This is a genomic window from Streptomyces sp. NPDC104761 (genome assembly GCF_055583445.1).
Window position 1 is genome coordinate 664223 of sequence record NZ_JBVJNZ010000003.1, and the last position, 17768, is coordinate 681990.

General features: G+C 72.1%; 16 protein-coding genes. 8 read left to right on the forward strand and 8 right to left on the reverse strand.

The window, feature by feature from the left end; all coding sequences use genetic code 11:
• Positions 1-5 precede the first annotated feature (5 nt).
• Both ACZ63F_RS12795 and ACZ63F_RS12800 read right to left on the reverse strand, forming a co-directional pair.
• Complete coding sequence (locus ACZ63F_RS12795; RefSeq protein ID WP_469710462.1) at positions 6-1400, reverse strand: metallopeptidase TldD-related protein; 1395 nt, start codon at positions 1398-1400, stop codon at positions 6-8.
• Entirely contained in the window at positions 1397-2920 is a 1524-nt protein-coding gene (locus ACZ63F_RS12800; protein WP_469710464.1) for a TldD/PmbA family protein, read from the reverse strand. The genes ACZ63F_RS12795 and ACZ63F_RS12800 overlap by 4 nt, the downstream gene beginning before the upstream one ends.
• A gap of 236 nt (positions 2921-3156) precedes the next feature.
• Here ACZ63F_RS12800 and fabG point away from each other — a divergent pair, with 236 nt between their 5' ends.
• The 3 genes from fabG (at position 3157) to ACZ63F_RS12815 (ending at position 5174) form a co-directional block, all read left to right on the forward strand.
• Complete coding sequence (gene fabG / locus ACZ63F_RS12805; protein ID WP_469710465.1) at positions 3157-3876, forward strand: 3-oxoacyl-[acyl-carrier-protein] reductase; 720 nt, start codon at positions 3157-3159, stop codon at positions 3874-3876.
• A 5-nt stretch (positions 3877-3881) separates the two neighbouring features.
• On the forward strand, positions 3882-4649 hold the full coding sequence (gene fabI, locus ACZ63F_RS12810; RefSeq protein ID WP_046727988.1) for an enoyl-ACP reductase FabI: 768 nt from the start codon (positions 3882-3884) through the stop codon (positions 4647-4649).
• Positions 4650-4823: 174 nt separating this feature from the next.
• Positions 4824-5174, forward strand: coding sequence for a hypothetical protein (locus ACZ63F_RS12815; RefSeq protein WP_469710467.1), 351 nt, complete (start codon positions 4824-4826; stop codon positions 5172-5174).
• Here ACZ63F_RS12815 and ACZ63F_RS12820 read toward each other — a convergent pair.
• A complete protein-coding gene (locus ACZ63F_RS12820; protein WP_351958527.1) occupies positions 5152-5844 on the reverse strand; it encodes a FadR/GntR family transcriptional regulator in 693 nt (230 codons plus the stop codon). The two genes, ACZ63F_RS12815 and ACZ63F_RS12820, sit on opposite strands and share 23 nt — an antisense overlap.
• Positions 5845-5923: 79 nt before the next feature.
• Here ACZ63F_RS12820 and ACZ63F_RS12825 point away from each other — a divergent pair, with 79 nt between their 5' ends.
• The 4 genes from ACZ63F_RS12825 (at position 5924) to ACZ63F_RS12840 (ending at position 8473) form a co-directional block, all read left to right on the forward strand.
• Positions 5924-7225: a CynX/NimT family MFS transporter gene (locus tag ACZ63F_RS12825; protein WP_469710470.1), complete on the forward strand. Its 1302-nt coding sequence runs from the start codon at positions 5924-5926 to the stop codon at positions 7223-7225.
• A 135-nt stretch (positions 7226-7360) separates the two neighbouring features.
• Positions 7361-7477 (forward strand): SGM_5486 family transporter-associated protein, encoded by a 117-nt coding sequence (locus ACZ63F_RS12830; RefSeq protein WP_089107830.1) that lies wholly within the window; start codon positions 7361-7363, stop codon positions 7475-7477.
• 178 nt (positions 7478-7655) lie between these two features.
• On the forward strand, positions 7656-7862 hold the full coding sequence (locus ACZ63F_RS12835) for a hypothetical protein (protein ID WP_469710472.1): 207 nt from the start codon (positions 7656-7658) through the stop codon (positions 7860-7862).
• Between the two features lie 92 nt (positions 7863-7954).
• Complete coding sequence (locus ACZ63F_RS12840; RefSeq protein WP_352360384.1) at positions 7955-8473, forward strand: SixA phosphatase family protein; 519 nt, start codon at positions 7955-7957, stop codon at positions 8471-8473.
• 100 nt (positions 8474-8573) lie between these two features.
• On the opposite strand, the gene serB is transcribed toward ACZ63F_RS12840, so the two are convergent.
• Together serB and ACZ63F_RS12850 are read right to left on the reverse strand one after the other, a co-directional pair.
• A complete protein-coding gene (gene serB / locus ACZ63F_RS12845; protein WP_469710475.1) occupies positions 8574-9782 on the reverse strand; it encodes a phosphoserine phosphatase SerB in 1209 nt (402 codons plus the stop codon).
• Between the two features lie 245 nt (positions 9783-10027).
• The gene (locus ACZ63F_RS12850; RefSeq protein WP_469710477.1) at positions 10028-11818 is read right to left on the reverse strand and encodes a streptophobe family protein; all 1791 of its coding nucleotides are present in this window, start codon (positions 11816-11818) and stop codon (positions 10028-10030) included.
• Positions 11819-12063: 245 nt separating this feature from the next.
• Here ACZ63F_RS12850 and ACZ63F_RS12855 point away from each other — a divergent pair, with 245 nt between their 5' ends.
• A complete protein-coding gene (locus ACZ63F_RS12855) occupies positions 12064-14598 on the forward strand; it encodes an ABC transporter ATP-binding protein/permease (protein ID WP_469710547.1) in 2535 nt (844 codons plus the stop codon).
• 88 nt (positions 14599-14686) lie between these two features.
• Here the strand turns inward: ACZ63F_RS12855 and ACZ63F_RS12860 are convergent, their stop codons facing one another.
• From ACZ63F_RS12860 to ACZ63F_RS12870, 3 genes are all read right to left on the reverse strand, one after another.
• Positions 14687-15475 carry a transglycosylase SLT domain-containing protein gene (locus tag ACZ63F_RS12860; protein WP_469710479.1) on the reverse strand — a complete coding sequence of 263 codons (789 nt, stop codon included), beginning with the start codon at positions 15473-15475 and terminating at the stop codon, positions 14687-14689.
• Between the two features lie 296 nt (positions 15476-15771).
• A complete protein-coding gene (locus ACZ63F_RS12865; RefSeq protein WP_469710481.1) occupies positions 15772-16854 on the reverse strand; it encodes an S-adenosylmethionine:tRNA ribosyltransferase-isomerase in 1083 nt (360 codons plus the stop codon).
• Positions 16851-17546, reverse strand: a complete 696-nt coding sequence (locus tag ACZ63F_RS12870; protein WP_469710483.1) for an SDR family NAD(P)-dependent oxidoreductase — start codon at positions 17544-17546, stop codon at positions 16851-16853. The genes ACZ63F_RS12865 and ACZ63F_RS12870 overlap by 4 nt, the downstream gene beginning before the upstream one ends.
• Positions 17547-17768 lie beyond the last annotated feature (222 nt).

Below are 17768 nucleotides of genomic sequence, written 5' to 3' on the forward strand. Positions count from 1 at the left end.
CGAGGTTATACGCCCTGGCTGACAGAGCTCATATTGAAGTCGGGCACCCGCAGCGCGGGCATCGCAGCCCTAGTGAACCAGTCGCTCCACTCCCGCGGCAGCGTCTTTTCCGTGCGCCCGGCCTCGGTCGCCCGCCCCAGCAGGTCCACCGGCGACTCGTTGAACCTGAAGTTGTTCACCTGCCCGGTGACCTGGCCGTTCTCCACCAGGTAGACGCCGTCCCTGGTCAGGCCCGTGAGCAGCAGCGTCGCCGGGTCGACCTCGCGGATGTACCAGAGGCAGGTCAGCAGCAGCCCGCGCCCGGTGGCGGCGACCATGTCCTCCAGGGACCGGTCCTGGCCGCCGTCCAGGATCAGGTTCCCGCCCGCCGGGGCGACCGGGAGCCCGGTCAGGCCGGCGGTGTGCCGGGTGGTCGTCAGGTGCTTCAGCTCGCCCTGCGACACCCACTCGGTGGCACCGACGGGCAGCCCGTTGTCGAAGACGGACTGGTCGCCGCCGGAGGAGTGCGCGACGACGAAGGGCGCGGACTCCAGGCCCGGCTCGTTCGGGTCGCTGCGCAGGGTGAGTGGCAGGTCGGTCAGCTTCTCGCCGACGCGGGTGCCGCCGCCCGGCTTGGAGAACACCGTCCGGCCCTCGGCCGCGTCCCGCCCGGACGCCGACCACAGCTGGTAGATCAGCAGGTCGGCGACCGCGGTCGGCGGCAGCAGCGTCTCGTACCGGCCGGCCGGGAGGTCCACCCGCCGCTCGGCCCAGCCGAGCCGTACCGCGAGCTCGGCGTCGAGCGCGCCGGGGTCGACGTCCTTGAAGTCCCGCGTGGAGCGACCGGCCCAGGCCGAGCGGGTACGGTCCGGCGACTTGGCGTTCAGCTCCAGCGTGCCGGTGGGCTGGTCGTGCCTGAGGCGCAGCCCGGTCGAGGTGCCCACGTACGTCGACACCAGCTCGTGGTTGGCGAAGCCGTACAGCTCGCGGCCGCCCGCACGCGCGCGTGCGAAGGCCTCGCCGAGCGCCGGGGCGAAGTCGGCGAACACGGCGGAGGAGGTCTCGGCGGGCGCGTCGGTGAAGTCCGGCGCCTCCGGTACGCCGGTGACCAGCGGCTGGGCGTCCTCGGCGGGCCCGGCACCGCGCGCGGCGGCCTCGGCGGCCCGCACCAGCGGCTCCAGGTCGTCGGCGGTCACGGCCGAGCGGGAGACGACGCCCGAGGCCGTGCCCTCCTTGCCGTCCACGGTGGCGACGACGGTGAGCGAACGGCCGCGGGTGACGCCGTTGGTGGTGAGCGCGTTGCCGGCCCAGCGCAGGTTGGCGGTGGAGTGCTCGTCGGCGATGACCACGCAGCCGTCGGCCCGGGACAGTTCCAGAGCACGCTCGACGATCTCGTGCGGCTTGTTGCTACGGGCGCTCATCGACCGGCCTCCTGCGTGGTGTTGAGGATGTTGACGCCCTTGAAGAGGGCCGAGGGGCAGCCGTGCGACACCGCGGCGACCTGTCCCGGCTGGGCCTTGCCGCAGTTGAAGGCGCCGCCGAGGACGTATGTCTGGGGGCCGCCGACGGCCGTCATGGAGCCCCAGAAGTCGGTGGTCGTCGCCTGGTAGGCGACGTCGCGCAGCTGCCCGGTGATCCGGCCGTTCTCGATCCTGAAGAACCGCTGTCCGGTGAACTGGAAGTTGTAGCGCTGCATGTCGATCGACCAGGAGCGGTCGCCGACCACGTAGATCCCGCGGTCGACCCCGCCGATCAGGTCCTCCGTCGCCAGCCCGGCCGGGTCCGGCCGCAGCGACACGTTGGCCATGCGCTGCACGGGGACGTGCCCGGGGGAGTCGGCGTACGCGCACCCGTTGGAGCGGTCGAAGCCGGTCAGCCGCGCGATCCTGCGGTCCAGCTGGTAGCCGACCAGCGTGCCGTCCTTGACCAGGTCCCAGGACTGGGCCGCGACGCCCTCGTCGTCGTACCCGATGGTCGCCAGGCCGTGCTCGGCGGTGCGGTCGCCGGTGACGTTCATCAGTTCGGAGCCGTACTTCAGCTTGCCGAGCTGGTCGAAGGTGGCGAAGGAGGTGCCTGCGTAGGCGGCCTCGTAGCCGAGCGCGCGGTCCAGCTCGGTGGCGTGGCCGATGGACTCGTGGATGGTCAGCCACAGGTTGGAGGGATCGACCACCAGGTCGTACAGACCCGCCTCGACACTCGGCGCCCGCATCTTCTCGGCCAGCAGCTCCGGGATCTGCTCCAGCTCGGCGTCCCAGTCCCAGCCGGTGCCGGTGAGGTACTCCCAGCCGCGGCCGACCGGCGGCGCGATGGTCCGCATCGAGTCGAACTCGCCGCTGGACTCGTCCACCGACACGGCCGTCAGCTGCGGGTGCAGCCGCACCCGCTGCTGGGTGGTCACGGTCCCGGCCGTGTCCGCGTAGAACTTGTTCTCGTGGACGGTGAGCAGCGAGGCGTCGACGTGGTTGACGCCGTTCGCCGCCAGCAGCCGCGCGCTCCACTCCGCGAGCAGCGCCGACTTCTCCTCGTCCGGCACGGTGAACGGGTCGATCTCGTACGCCGAGACCCACGTCTTCTCCTCGTGCACCGGCTCGCCGGCCAGCTCCACCCGCTCGTCGGACCCGGCGGCCTTGATGACCTGCGCCGAGAGCTTGGCCATCGCCACCGCCTGCGAGGCGACCCTGGCGGCCGCGTCCAGGGTCAGGTCCACCCCGGACGCGAAGCCCCAGGTGCCGCCGTGCACGACCCGGACCGCGTACCCGAGGTCGGTGGTGTCCGAGGACCCGGCGGGCTTGGCGTCCCTGAGGCTCCAGGACGCGCTGCGCACCCGCTCGAAGCGGAAGTCCGCGTGCTCGGCCCCCAGCGCACGCGCGCGTGCCAGCGCGGCGTCGGCCAGGGCCCGTAGCGGAAGCGCCGTGAAGGCTTCGTCGATGGAATGAGGCACGGAGGTCTCCCTGCTGTCGTGGCCTGTCCGTCCGATCATGTCGCGCCCGCGTGCCCGTGGACCACAGGTTTCGGCCCGGCGCCGGGCCTTTCTGTAGGGATCCGACAGCGACACCCCCGAGCCACTGTCGGTGCCCGCTTGCCCGCGGCAATGGCGGGACCGATAGGTTTTCGATGAAGCCGCCTGTCATGCCAGCTGTTCGGGCGGGTTGTCAGACCGATCGAAAGGGTGATCCGTTGAGCCGCTCGGTTCTCGTCACTGGAGGCAACCGGGGCATCGGCCTCGCCATCGCCCGTGCTTTCGCCGACAACGGCGACAAGGTCGCCGTCACGTACCGCTCCGGTGAGCCGCCGGCCGTTCTCAAGGAACTGGGTGTCCTGGCCGTCAAGTGCGACATCACCGACTCCGAGCAGGTGGAGCAGGCCTACAAGGAGATCGAGGAGGCGCACGGCCCGGTCGAGGTCCTGGTCGCCAACGCCGGCATCACCAAGGACACCCTCCTCATGCGGATGTCCGAGGAGGACTTCACCTCGGTCGTCGACACCAACCTGACCGGCACCTTCCGGGTCGTCAAGCGTGCCAACCGCGGCATGCTGCGCGCCAAGAAGGGCCGGGTCGTCCTCATCTCGTCGGTCGTCGGCCTCTACGGCGGCCCCGGCCAGGCCAACTACGCCGCCTCCAAGGCCGCCCTGGTCGGCTTCGCGCGGTCCCTCGCCCGTGAGCTGGGCTCGCGCAACATCACCTTCAACGTCGTGGCGCCCGGCTTCGTCGACACCGACATGACCAAGGTGCTCACCGACGAGCAGCGCGCCACCATCGTGTCTCAGGTGCCGCTCGGCCGGTACGCGGAGCCCGAGGAGGTCGCCGCGACGGTGCGGTTCCTCGCCTCGGACGACGCTTCGTACATCACTGGAGCCGTCATCCCCGTTGACGGCGGACTGGGAATGGGTCACTGATCACCATGAGTGGAATCCTCGAGGGCAAGCGCATCCTGATCACGGGTGTGCTGATGGAGTCCTCCATCGCCTTCCACGCGGCCAAGCTGGCCCAGGAGCAGGGTGCCGAGATCATCCTCACCGCGTTTCCGCGGCCCACGCTGACCGAGCGCATCGCCAAGAAGCTGCCGAAGCCCACCAAGGTCATCGAGCTCGACGTCACCAACGACGAGCACCTCGGCCGCCTCGCCGACCTCGTCGGCGAGGAGCTCGGCGGTCTCGACGGCGTCGTCCACTCCATCGGCTTCGCCCCCCAGGACGCCCTCGGCGGCAACTTCCTCAACACGCCGTTCGAGTCCGTCGCCACCGCCATGCACGTCTCGGCGTACTCCCTGAAGTCGCTGACCATGGCCTGCCTGCCGCTGATGCAGAACGGCGGCTCGGTCGTCGGCCTCACCTTCGACGCCCAGTACGCCTGGCCGCAGTACGACTGGATGGGCCCGGCCAAGGCCGCCCTGGAGGCCACCAGCCGCTACATCGCGCGCGACCTGGGCAAGCAGAACATCCGCTGCAACCTCATCTCGGCCGGCCCCATCGGCTCCATGGCCGCCAAGTCCATCCCGGGCTTCAGCGACCTGGCCGCCGTCTGGGACCACCGCTCCCCGCTGGAGTGGGACCTCAAGGACCCGGAGCCGGCGGGCAAGGGCATCGTCGCCCTGCTGAGCGACTGGTTCCCGAAGACCACCGGCGAGATCATCCACGTGGACGGCGGTCTGCACGCCATCGGCGCCTGACCCGCACAGGCTCGTCGAGGCCCGTGTCCCGCGAGGGGCACGGGCCTCACCCGTTCGGCCCACCGGCCGGGTGATCACCCGCCGGGCGGCGCACCCTGGAGACGCGGCGGCACGCCCTGGTTGCGCGTGCACCGCGCGATGCCCCTCCCCAGCCCGGCCGAGGAGGTCCCCCTTGTGCGCCTTTCCCGCAGCCTGGCCCCGGTGACCCTGGCCCTCGCCCTCGTGGTGTCGCTGCCCTGCGCCGCCGAGTCCCACGCGCGCGTGCCGAACGGCCACCAGCCGGCCCCGCAGCTGTTCGGCGCCTCGTGCCGGACCACCGTCCGCGGCTCCCACGTGGTGGCCTACTGCCACAACCCCTACGTCGACACCGACCGGGTCCGGCTGCACATCGAGTGCGCCCAGTGGTGGGACATCGACACCGACGGCCCCCCGGTCGACACCGGCCCGGCGATGACCGTACGGCTCTCCGGCCGCTGCTGGAAGGACGTCCGCGCGGTGTGGATCAGTCACCAGAAGGTGAGCTGAACCGGTCCGGACGGCACAGGAACGGGTAGCTCGCCGCCTCCTTGGCGGCCGCGTCCGCGTCACCCGCGCGGATCGCCTCGACCAGCCGGGTGTGGTCCATGTACGACTGCGGCGTCAGCTCGGCGCCGACGTCCGCGCGCAGCCACTCCCGCAGTACCTCGCCCAGGTCGGCGTACATCGCCGTCAGTACGTCGTTGTGCGAGGCGGCCACCACGGCCAGGTGCAGGGTCGCGTCCGCCGTCACGAAGGCCTCCGCGTCGCCCGACCGCCAGGCCTGCTCGCGGCGCGCCAGGAGGGCGTCGAGCTGCCTGAGGTCCTTCTCCGTGCGGCGGGCCGCGGCCAGCCGGGCGGCCGACGACTCCAGCGTGGAGCGCAGCTCGGCGATGTGCCGGGGGTCGGCCCCGGCGAACCGGCGATGCATCACGCCGGCCAGCTCACTGGTGGCCGAGACATACGTCCCCGAGCCCTGGCGGATGTCCAGCAGGCCGTTGTGCGCCAGCGCCCGGACGGCCTCCCGGACGGTGTTGCGGGCCACCCCGAGCTGCTCGACCAGCTCCGGCTCGGTGGGGATGCGGGAGCCGACCGGCCATTCACCCGAGGTGATCTGGTTCCGCAGCGCGGCGATGACCTGCTCGGACAGCGCCGAGCGGCGCGGATGGCTCAGAGGCATGACACACCTTCGCACGCGAGGGCCCGGCGGGAGTGGCCGGGCCCGCCCGGGGATGGACAACCATTCATCCCATGATTCTATGATAGGCCTCATGGTAGGCAGGGAAACCGAGAACGCGACCCCGACGACAGCACGGACGACGACATCCGGAAGGAGCCCCGTGACCGCCACGCGCGCGTGGACGACACGGCTGGTCGTCGTCGGCATCGTGCTGTCCGCCGTCAACCTCCGGCCCGCCATCACCAGCCTCGGCGCGCTCCTGGAGGAGGTCCGCGACGGCCTCGGCATGAGCGGCAGCGTGGCCGGACTGCTCACCTCGGTGCCCCCGCTCTGCTTCGCCGTCTTCGGTGTCACCGCCCCCCGCCTCGCCCGCCGCTTCGGCCCGGCGGCCGTGGTCTGCGCGGGCATGGCGGCCGTCACGGCCGGCCTGTTGATACGGCCGTACGCCGGGAGCACCGCCGGGTTCCTGGCCGGCAGCGCGCTCGCGCTCATGGGCATCGCGGTCAGCAACGTGCTGATGCCGGTCATCGTCAAGCGCTGGTTCCCCGACCGGGTCGGCTCCATGACCGGCCTGTACTCGATGGCCCTCGCCGCCGGCACCTCGGTGGCCGCCGCGGTGACCGTGCCCCTGACCGACGCCCTCGGCGGCAGCTGGCAGACCGGTCTTGCGGCCTGGGCCGGGCTCGCGGCGGTCGCGGTGCTGCCGTGGGTTCCGCTGGTCCGCGGCCGCGGAACGGCACCGGCACCCGAGGCCGAGGCACCCGCGCGCACGGAGCGGCAGCAGCCCGCCCTGCGGATCACCCGCAGCCGTACCGCCTGGGCGCTCGCCGTGTTCTTCGGGCTCCAGGCCACGGCCGCCTACATCACGATGGGCTGGATGGCGCAGATCTTCCGGGACGCCGGCGTCTCCGCGAGCACGGCCGGACTGCTGCTGGCCGTCACCATGGTGATGGGCGTACCACTGGCCTTCGTCATCCCGCGGGTGGCCACCCGGCTGCCGCACCAGGGCCCGATCGTGATCGCACTCGGCGTCTGCGGCCTCGCCGGATACGCCGGCCTGTACCTCGCGCCCGCGGGCGGCGCCTGGGCCTGGGCCGTCCTGCTCGGCATCTCGAACTGCGCCTTCCCGCTGGCACTCACCATGGTCGGGATGCGGGCCAGGACCGGCGCGGGCGTCGCCCAGCTCTCGGCCTTCGCCCAGAGCACCGGCTATCTGATCTCCATCCCCGGCCCGCTGCTGGTGGGCGTGCTCTACCAGCACAGCGGCGGCTGGGGCCTGCCGATCGCCCTCATGGTCGGCCTGATGATCCCGCAGATGGCCGTCGGCGTTCTGGCCGGCCGTGACCGCATCGTGGAGGACGAGGCGGCCGCGACCGCCTGACCGCCTGAGCCACGCCGGGGCCCCGCCGCCTCCCGCCGCCCCTTGGCACCCCCTGCCGCCCGTGTCCGCCGCTGTCGGCCGTGTCGTGGCCACCCCGCGCGGTCCGTGCCCTCCCGGAGGTGCCAGACTGGCCCCATGCCAGTGCTCGACCCGAACCCCCAGAACGGTCAGAAGAAGATGCTGATCGTCTTCGGCTCGTTCTTCGCCATCTTCATCGTCATCGCTGTCATCGCGACCCTCGCGTCACCCTGACCACGGCCGGCCACCGCCCCCGCGGCGGGGATGGTGGGGCTAGCACCCCCATCCCCTAGGGGGTGAGGGTCAGGGTCAAGTGGGTGGGTCACCGGATGGGGCGGCGACCGCGGATTCCGTAGTTTCGAGGTGTGGCCGCGAGGGCGGCCGACAGACCCCGGATCCATCGGAGGCGATCATGCCGGCCCCAGCGCACACCCGGTCCCACCCGGCGACCCCGGGCAGCGTCGACATCCGGCTCCCCTGGTGGGCGCTGGCCCTTCCGGCGCTCGCCTTCGCCGCCCTGCTGATCCTGATACTCAACCCGGCGGACGCCCAGGCGGCCGGCGGGGACCCCGCCGTCACCCACCTTTTCGAGCGGGCCCAGCAGCTCGTCTCCCGCTAGGCCATGCCGGGGGCGCGGCGCCCCGCGGACCGGGCGGAGGCGCATGTCAACTCCCTGCGCCCGATGGCCTGTTTCATGCGAAGCTGGGTGCCATGAGCGTCGCAGAACCCCGCAGGATTGTCCTCTTCCGCCATGCGAAAGCCGACTGGCCACAGGTGACCGATCACGAGCGACCGCTCGCTGAGCGGGGCCGAATGGACGCCGCCGTCGCCGGACGCAAGCTCGCGGACAGCGGCATCACCTTCGACCTGGCCCTGTGCTCCACCTCCGTGCGCACCCGGGAGACCTGGAAGCTCGCCGTCCACGAGCTCGCGCACCGGCCGAAAACCGTCTACGAGGAGCGGGTGTACGAGGCCTCGCCGGGCGAGCTGATCGCCGTGCTCAACGAGGTGCCCGACGACGTGCAGACCGTCATCCTCATCGGCCACAACCCCGGTGTGCACGGCCTGGCCGAGATCCTCGCCGGCGGCGCGGATGCCGACGCCCGTGAGCGGATGGACCGCCGGGGCTTTCCCGCCGCCGCCTTCGCCGTCCTGACGTACGAGGGCTCCTGGAAGGCCCTGGAACCCGGTGCCGCCACGCTCGCGGACTACTGGGCACCGTCCGAGTGAGACCTGGTACCACCGCACCGCCACCGACGTGACACGACACGGGCCCGGCACCGTGGAGACCGGTGCCGGGCCCGCGGGTCCGGCACCGGCCGGACGGCGCTCAGCTCTCGTCGTGGGTGTCCGCCGCCTCGACCTCTTCGCGGGTGACGCCCAGCAGATACAGGACCGTGTCCAGGAACGGGAAGTTCACCGCCGTGTGCGCGGCCTCGCGGACCACCGGCTTGGCGTTGAAGGCGACCCCGAGGCCGGCCGCGTTCAGCATGTCGAGGTCGTTGGCCCCGTCACCGACGGCCACCGTCTGCACCAGCGGCACGCCCGCCTCGGCGGCGAACCGGCGCAGCAGCCGCGCCTTGCCCGCCCGGTCCACGATCTCGCCGGTCACCCGGCCGGTCAGCTTCCCGTCGACGATCTCCAGCGTGTTGGCCTGGGCGAAGTCAAGGCCCAGCCGCTCCTTCAGGTCGTCGGTGACCTGGGTGAAACCGCCGGAGACGACGCCGACCTGGTAGCCGAGCCGCTTCAGCGTACGGATCAGGGTCCGCGCGCCCGGCGTCAGCCGGACCTCCGCGCGCACCTTCTGCACGACCGACTCGTCCAGCCCCTTCAGCAGTGCCACGCGCGCGTGCAGCGACTGCTCGAAGTCCAGCTCACCGCGCATCGCGGCCGCCGTCACCGCGGCGACCTGGTCCTCGCAGCCGGCGTGCGCCGCGAAGAGCTCGATCACCTCGTCCTGGATCAGCGTCGAGTCCACGTCCATGACGACCAGCCGCTGGGCCCGTCGGTGCAGGCCCGCCGAGACCACCGCGATGTCCACGCCGAGCTCGGCCGCGTCGGAGGCCAGGGCGGTGCGCAGTGGTTCGGTCTCCACGCCGGACACCGCGAACTCGACCGCGGTCACCGGGTACTTGGCGAGCCGGAAGATACGGTCGATGTTGCCGCCGGTCTTGGCGATCCGGGCGGCGATGGCGGCCGTCGACTCGGCGGTCAGCGGGTGGCCGAGGACGGTGACCAGGGAACGGCCGAGGCCGCGCGGGCGGTTGTCGCCGTGGCCGGAGATGATCTCCGCCTGCATCTTCATCGACTCGGCCCAGCTGTGCACGGTGGCCCTGAGGTCGCCCTCGAGCCCCGCCGGGGGGTGGGTCACGAGCGCGCACAGCACCAGGCGGCCACGCGTGACGACCTGCTCGATGTCGACCACGTCGACCATGTAGGCGGCAAGAGTGTCGAAGAGGCCGGCCGTGATGCCCGGCCTGTCCTTGCCGAAAATCTTGACGAGGAGAGTGGGGACCTCGGAGGTCTGCGGATCGCTCATGGTGTAACCAAGGTAACCGGCACGCAGTGCCTGCGGCGCAGGTGGTCCGCCTGACGGACACGGAACAATAGATGTCGGGCCGGTGTCGGACGCCTTGCCGCCGCCCTACGAACGAGCGTGCGTGCGATGTCCGCGGCCGGGGCCGGGACGTACCCCGCCGAGCCTTCACGCACGGTCCGGCGCCCCGACACGCACGCGGCGGACACTCCGTGACCCGCGCGGAAGGCGCGGTCCACGTGCCGGCCTCACCTCCGTGGCCGACCGGGCGGCGGAGGGGGCGGCGGGGGAGGAGGCGGCGGCGGGGGCCCGGCCCCCGGACCGCTCTGGGGACCGTCGGGCCGCCGCGTTCCCGGCCGGGGCCGTGCGGATCGGGGTGGCGGTTCGAAGGGGCGCGCCACGGTGGGGGCGCCGTACACATCGCCCGAGCCGGACGGAGGCGCGTCGGAAGGGCCGCCACCCGCCCGGCTCTCCTCCGGGGTCCGCAGCTCCTCCGGCACCCGGAGATAGGGGTTCGTGTTCGGATTCGGCGGCCGGTACGGCGTACCCGGTACGTACGGCCCCGCCGCCCCGCTCCCGACCAGCCCCGGAGCCCGGTCGGCCCCCTGACGGGCAGGTCCGCCGCCCGCCGCGCCGTCACCCAGTGCCAGCGGAGCCGCCCGTGACCCCGCCGCCCCGGTCACCCATGCCAGCAGCGCGCCCAGGGCTCCCGCCGCGGCACCCCAGACCGCGCCGAGCAGCAGTGCCATGCCCAGCTCCCCGTGCAGCTGGATCCCCGCCCCGAACGCGTCGAAGCCCAGCACCGACAGCGAGGCGTCCACCGACACGTCCGCCAGCCAGGCCAGCAGCGGCAGCGTGAGCGCGGTGGCGATGCCCAGCCGCACGGCACACCGCCCGGCGAAACCGGGCGCCGTCCGCCCCACCGGCGTCCGCACCGCCGTGAACACCCCGGCCAGCAGCATGAGCAGGGCCGCCGCGACCCCCAGCAGCCACACCCGTCCGTCCAGGCCGGCCAGGTGGCCCAGCGTCACCGACTGGTCGGACCTGGAGTTCAGGAGCTCGTCCAGGGGGTGCGGCAGGAACATGGTCAGGACGCCCGTGGCCCTGCCGTCGAAGGGGACGAAGAGCCCGATCGGGATGCCGAGCCAGACGCCGTTCGGGGCGCCGAGCAGGGCCGCGCCCATGATCCGGGCCGGGTGCGGATCGCCGATCGCCGCGTAGGCCGCCGCCGCCCAGCCGGCCGCCACGGCCACCAGCAGCACCGTCACCAGCGCCGAGGCCGCCGGCCGTACCACCCGGTGCACCGCCGCCCAGCCGGGTGGCAGCGGAGTGCGGCGCGAGGCCAGCAGGGCGATCAGCAGGACGCCCGCCGCCCAGCCGAGTCCGCCGAGCAGGGTCGCCGTCGTGTCCACACTGAAGCCGACCGCCGCGTTCGCGTGCACGAGATCGCCGAGGCGGTCCGGCAGCAGTCCGCCGATGTCACCGATGCCGGGGATCTTCAGCCCGCCGCCGCTTCCGCCGCCGCTTCCGCCACCCGTCAGCCTGTCCAGGCCGAGCGCACCGCCGTCGATCGTCACGACGGAGTGCCCCGCCCAGGCCAGTCCGCCCAGGACCGCCACGAACAGCACCACCACCGAGCCCGCACGGGCCAGCAGTTCGGCCGGGGAGATCACAACTCCGGCCGTGCGCAGGGACCGTAAGAAGAACCACGACAAAAGGAGCGCACCGACCAGGCTCACCCCGAGTGGCGTGATCTCGATGGCGGTGGCGGCCTCCGCCCCCTTCAGGCCGAAAGCGGACAGATCCCCGTCAGGGGTGACCGAACCACCCGCCCCGAGCGCCACAACGGCCGCGGTCATCGGGCCCAGTGAGCCCGCCGCGTCGGCCCTCAGCAGATGCAGGCCCAGCGCCGCCGTACCCGCCATACCGATCAACGCCCAGCTCACGGCAGCTGTCGAGGACAGCAGGATGTCGGCCCACGGCAGCCGCCCGCCGTGCCTCCCGTGCTCGGTACCCGTACCGGACGCACCAGTACTCATGGCAGGCCCCCCCGATCCGCAGCCGCGCCGGACCACTCCGCCGCGCTTGTCCCCCTCGCGTGGATTACCACTCTCCGGCCCGGTTTCAACCCCGTCAACGGAAAGAGTTGAAGCGCTCGTCCGAAGCCGCCACAAGGCCCGGCTTTCGGTCAGAGGGCCGAGCCTGAAATAGTTCCCGACGATGTTCGACATCCCTAGACTCCCCGTGGATGGGGTAACTCGGGGGACTACTCATGGGGCTTGGAGTGCCGGAACTCGTACTGGAATCAAACGGACGTACCTGGACGCTCGATCCGTCCAGGTCATACACCCTCGGACGGGATCCGCAGGGGGACATCGTGTTCGACGACGCCAGGGTCTCCTGGCGGCACGCCACGATCAGGTTCGACGGCCGTAGTTGGGTCATCGAGGACCACGGCAGTACCAACGGCACCTTCGTGCAGAGCAGCCGGGTCCAGCGCTCGGAGATCGGCCCGGGCTCGGCCGTCCATCTCGGCAACGCGAACGACGGACCGCGCCTGGGCCTCTCCGGCGCGGCGGCCGTCGTCGCCCAACCGCAGCCCCGGCAGCAGCCGTTCGCGGCACAGGGCGCGGGCGGAGCGGGCTGGTCCCAGCCGCCCGCTCCGCAGCCCTCGGCCGTGCAGCAGCCGGCTCCGCAACAGGGCTGGCAGCAGGCCCCGTCGGTGATCCCGCAGCAGCAGGGCGCTGCGGCGATGGCCTCCGGTGGTGGCGCGGGGGCGCCGCCGGCCTACGGCGACCGCAGCCCGACCACGTTCCACCAGTTCTCGATCGGTCGCGTGATGCGCATCGGCCGTGCCCTGGACAACGAGCTGGTCGTCTCCGACCTGCAGGTCTCGCGGCACCACGCCGAGTTCCACTCCATGCCCGACGGCCGCATGGAGATCCGCGACCTAGGCTCGCACAACGGCACGTACGTCAACGGCATGCCGATCACCAAGGGCGGCAGCGCGCTGCTCGACGCGGACGACATCGTGGGCGTCGGCCACTCCACCTTCCGGATCGTCGGCGACCGGCTCGAGGAGTTCGTCGACACCGGTGAAGTCTCCTTCTCCGCACGCCACTTGACCGTCACGGTCGACGGCGGCAAGCAGATCCTCAAGGACGTCTCCTTCGGTGTCCCGGAGAAGTCCGTGATCGCGGTCATCGGCCCGTCCGGATCCGGCAAGTCGACCCTGCTCAAGGCGCTGACCGGCTACCGCCCGGCCAACGAGGGCGAGGTGCTGTACGACAACCGCAACCTGTACAAGCAGTTCGCCGAGCTGCGCCAGCGCATCGGTCTGGTCCCGCAGGACGACATCCTGCACAAGGAACTGACGGTCAGGAAGGCCCTCAAGTACGCGGCCAAGCTGCGCTTCCCCGCCGACACCACGGCCGAGGAGCGCGAGGCCCGCATCGACGAGGTGCTGCGCGAGCTGAAGCTGGACGTCCACAAGGAGAAGAAGGTCACCTCGCTCTCCGGCGGCCAGCGCAAGCGCGTGTCGGTGGCCCTCGAGCTGCTCACCAAGCCGTCGCTGATCTTCCTCGACGAACCCACCTCGGGCCTCGACCCGGGCATGGACCGCGATGTCATGCAGCTGCTGCGCGGGCTCGCCGACGACGGCCGCACGGTCCTCGTCGTCACCCACTCGGTGGCCGAGCTGGCGCTGTGCGACAAGCTCCTGGTGATGGCGCCGGGCGGCGCGGTCGCCTACTTCGGCCCGCCGGAGGAGGCGCTGAACTTCTTCGGCTACGACACCTGGGCCGACGTCTTCTCCGCCTTCGAGAACTACCGCGACTACGACTGGGCGGGCCGCTGGAAGGGCTCGCAGCACTACCAGATGTACGCCGCGGACATCGACGCCGTTGCCCCGCAGGCCGTACAGATGCCGCCCATGCAGGCGATGAAGCCGAAGAAGCCGCAGGGCTGGATGTCGCAGTTCGCCACGCTCGTGCGCCGGTACGTGTCGGTGATCGCGTCCGACAGGGGCTTCCTGATCCTGACGGTCGTGCTGCCGCTGGTCCTCGGTTCGGTGAGCCTGCTCATCGACTCGGGCAAGGACCTGCTGGTCAACACGGAGATCAATCCGGCGACCAGGCAGCCCGTCCCGAACGGCACGGCCACCACGGTCCTGCTGATCCTGGCGGTGGGCGCCTGCTTCGCCGGTGCCGCGAACTCCGTCCGTGAGCTGATCAAGGAACGGGTCATCTACGAGCGGGAGCGCGCGACCGGCCTGTCCCGCTCCGCGTACCTGATGTCCAAGGTCTTCGTGCTCGGCATCGTCACGGTCCTGCAGGGCCTGCTGGTCGGCGTCATCGGCTTCGCCAGCCGGAAGATCCCGGCGGAGGGCGTGGTCTTCGGCCACCTCACGCTCCTGGAGCTCTGCCTGCCGGTCATGGCGCTCGGCTTCACCTCGATGATGTTCGGCCTGGTGATGTCCGCCCTGGTGAAGACCTCCGAGAAGACCATGCCGCTGCTGGTCATGTTCGCGATCATCCAGGTCGTCTTCACCGGCTGCCTGTTCGCCCTGAACGGCACGGTCGGCGTCAACCAGTTCTCGTACCTGATGCCGTCGCGCTGGGCCGTCGCCGCCGCGGGCGCCACCCTGGACTTCAACGGGATCGCCCCGCCCGGCAAGGGCAAGCCCGACGACCCGCTGTGGGCGCACACCGCCGGCGCCTGGACCCTGGACATGGTCGCCCTGATGGCCCTCGGTGTGGTCTGCGCCTTCCTCGTGGCCCGCTTCCTGCGCCGTCACGAGCCCGAGGTCATGCGCAAGTAGCACGCCGGTGCCCCCAGGACGCCGAAGGGCGGCACCCCGCAGTGGGGTGCCGCCCTTCGGCATGTACGTGAAGAGGTCCGCGCAGGCCTCAGTACGCGCTGTTGACGTTGTCCATCGAGCCGTACCGGTGGGCGGCGTAGTTGCAGGCGGCCGTGATGTTGGCGACCGGGTCGTAGATGTTCCACGAGGTGCCGGCCACGTGGTAGGTGGCGAAGGTCGGCGGGATGACCTGGAGCAGCCCCTTGGAGGGGATGCCGTTGATGGCGTTGATGTCCCAGTTGTTGATGGCGTTGGGGTTGCCGGAGGACTCCCGCATGATGTTGCGGTACAGGCCGTTGTAGGAGCCCGGGATGCCCTTGGAGTGCATGATGTCCAGGGACTGGCGGATCCAGCCGTCGAGGTTGTTGGCGTAGGTCTTCGCGGCGACCTGCTGGATCTGCGGGCGCTGCGCGGACCGGCTGGCGGCCTGCTGGGCGGCGCGCTTGGCGGCGGCCTGCTTGACGGCGGCGGCGTGCTTCGCGTGGGCGGCGTGCAGCTTCTTCGCGTGGGCCTGCTTCACGTGGGCGACGTGGGCCGCGTGGACCTTCTTCGCGTGAGCCGCGTGCAGCTGGTGGGCGGAGGCCTTCGTCTTGGCGGCGATGGCCTCGACCTTGACGCTCTGCAGGGCCAGCCGGTCCGTGACCTTGCCCGTGACGTCCTTGACCTGCGTGGTGCCGTAGGCCGCCTTGGCGGCGGTCTCGGGGGCGCCGGAGGCGGTCGCCTCGGCGTTGCTGGGCACGGCCGAGAAGGCGAGGGCGGCGGCGCCGAGCGTGGCGACACCGGCGAGCGCGATCTTGTGGTGCTTGGTCAGGGTGGGACTGTGGGCGTGCTTGGGCATAGCTGTGGACCTCTTCGAATAGCGCGGAGTCGCTCGTTGTCCGCGGGGGAGACCGGCTCCTCCTGCACGAACACCGCCGGGGGAACCCGCGGTGCTGAGCGACGGCAGCCATTCTTAGCGGCCGCAAAATGCTGTGGCAAAGACGTGACGTACGAACCGCGGTAGTGGAGCCCAGATGGGCAAATCGGGACAGACTGGAACGTCTGCCCCGTTCGCGCCGTGACCCTTTATCTCCTATGTCCGTTCGTACGTGATGTGCGCCCTATGTGCGGCCTCACATCGTCCGTACATCAATCTCACCGGGAGTTGCTGACGCAATCCTCTGTGTGAGGGTCCTCCTGCGGCAGGATGAGGTGCACGTCGCCGAACTCGTGCCACAGGTAGAGACCGCGCAGCGCCTCCTCGTAGCTGCGGTCGACCGCGGGCCGCCCGGCGACCGCCTCCAGCATCAGCAGATGCGAGGCCTCCGGCTCGTGCAGCCCGGTCAGCAGCCCGTCCACCACCCGCACCCCGCGCTCCGGCGTCACCACGAGCTCCGTCCACCCCGCGGCCGCCCGCACCACCCCCTCGCCACCGGCGGCCGACTCCACGGCCCGCACGGCGGTCGTCCCCACGGCGATCACCCTTCCGTCACCCGCCCTCACGTTGTTGATCAGCCGTGCCGACGCCTCCGGCACGGCGAACCGCTCCGCGTACGGCGGTTCGTGGGCCTCCCCCGACGACACCCCCGTGTGCAGTGTGATCGGCGCGAACTGCACCCCACGGCTGACCAGCTCCGCCACCAGCCGCGCCGTGAAGGGCCGGGCCGCACTCGGCATCTCCGCACTGCCCGCCCCGTCCGCCGACGGCAGCGCGAACACCGTCTGGTACACGGACAGCGGCTGGTCCCGGTCCGTGTAGGAGTAACGGATGGGCCGCCCGTGCTCCCGCAGCACCCCGCGCACGTCCGCGGCGGCCCGCGCCCACCACAGCCGCTCACCCCGCGCGCTCAGCGGCTCCTCCAGGAACAGCCGTCCGCCCCCGGGCAGCCGTACCTCAGTCCCCGCGCGTGTACCCGCACGCGCGCGCGTGGTCCCCTTCCCGTCCGGCTCCCGCAGCTCGACCGCCCACCGCCCGTCGTCCCCGCGCGTGGAGAAGTGCACCACCACGCGCGCGTGCCCGACGCGTCCGTCCACGGCCGCCGCCAGCGTCGGCGAGGTGTTCACCACCAGCAGGTCCCCGGCCCGCAGCAGGCGCGGCAGCTCGGCGAAGGCGTGGTGCGACACCGCCGTCCCGCGCGACACCAGCAGCCGCACGGCGTCCCGCTCGAGTCCCGGCCCGCGCTGCTCGGCAGGCACCCGGGCGGACAGCTCCCCGGGCACCCGCGCCACCGTCGTCATCGCCCCTCCACCAGGGCCGGCGCCCCGTACCGCCCGCTCGCCGGCCGCTCGTCCAGGAGCCGAAGGAAGGCCGGTACGACCGACTCCGGCGCAGGCCGTGGATCGTCGTCGTCCGGTACGGCCGCCGCGTACAGCCCGGTCGCCATGTCCCCGGGATCCACCGCCCACACCCGCAGCCCCGGTTCCTCCACGCCGAGCACGGCCGCCAGCTGGTCCAGAGCCGCCTTCGAGGCGCCGTAGCCGCCCCAGGTCTCGTACGCCTCGGCGCCCGCGTCCGAGCTGACCGTGACCACCGCGCCCGCCGCCGACTCGCGCAGCAGCGGCAGCGCCTCCTGGACCAGGCCCAGCGCGGCCACCACGTTCACCTCCAGCGCCCGGCGCAGCCCCGCCAGGGGCAGCTCGCCCAGGCGCACCAGGGGCTCGGCGCCCAGCGCGCTGGCGTTGCTCACCAGCAGGTCCACCCCGCCCAGCTCCCGCGCGGCGGCCACCAGGCCGGCCCGGTGCCCGGCGTCCGTGACATCGCCGGGCAGCGCCGCCACCCGTGTCCCGTGCCCCGCGACGGCGTCCGCCGTCTCCTTCAGTACCGCGGCACCCCTGGCGTCCAGCACCAGATCCCAGCCGCGCGCGGCCAGCGCCTCGGCCAGCGCCCGCCCCAGCCCCTTCGAGGCCCCCGTGATGATCGCTACCGGCATGACAACCGTCCCCTCGGCTCCGTCCGCCCGCGTCGGCGGTGATCCCAACGTAGGAACCGGACCGCCCCGGGCGCCTCGGACGCGGGGCGCAACCAGGCGGGGCCCTTCGGACTAGGCCGCCGGTCCTGGACCCGGGCCCGGGGGGGGGGGGGGGGGGGGGGGGGGGGGGGGGGGGGGGGGGGGGGGGAGGAGAGGGGGGGGGGGGGGGGCGGAGAGGGGCGG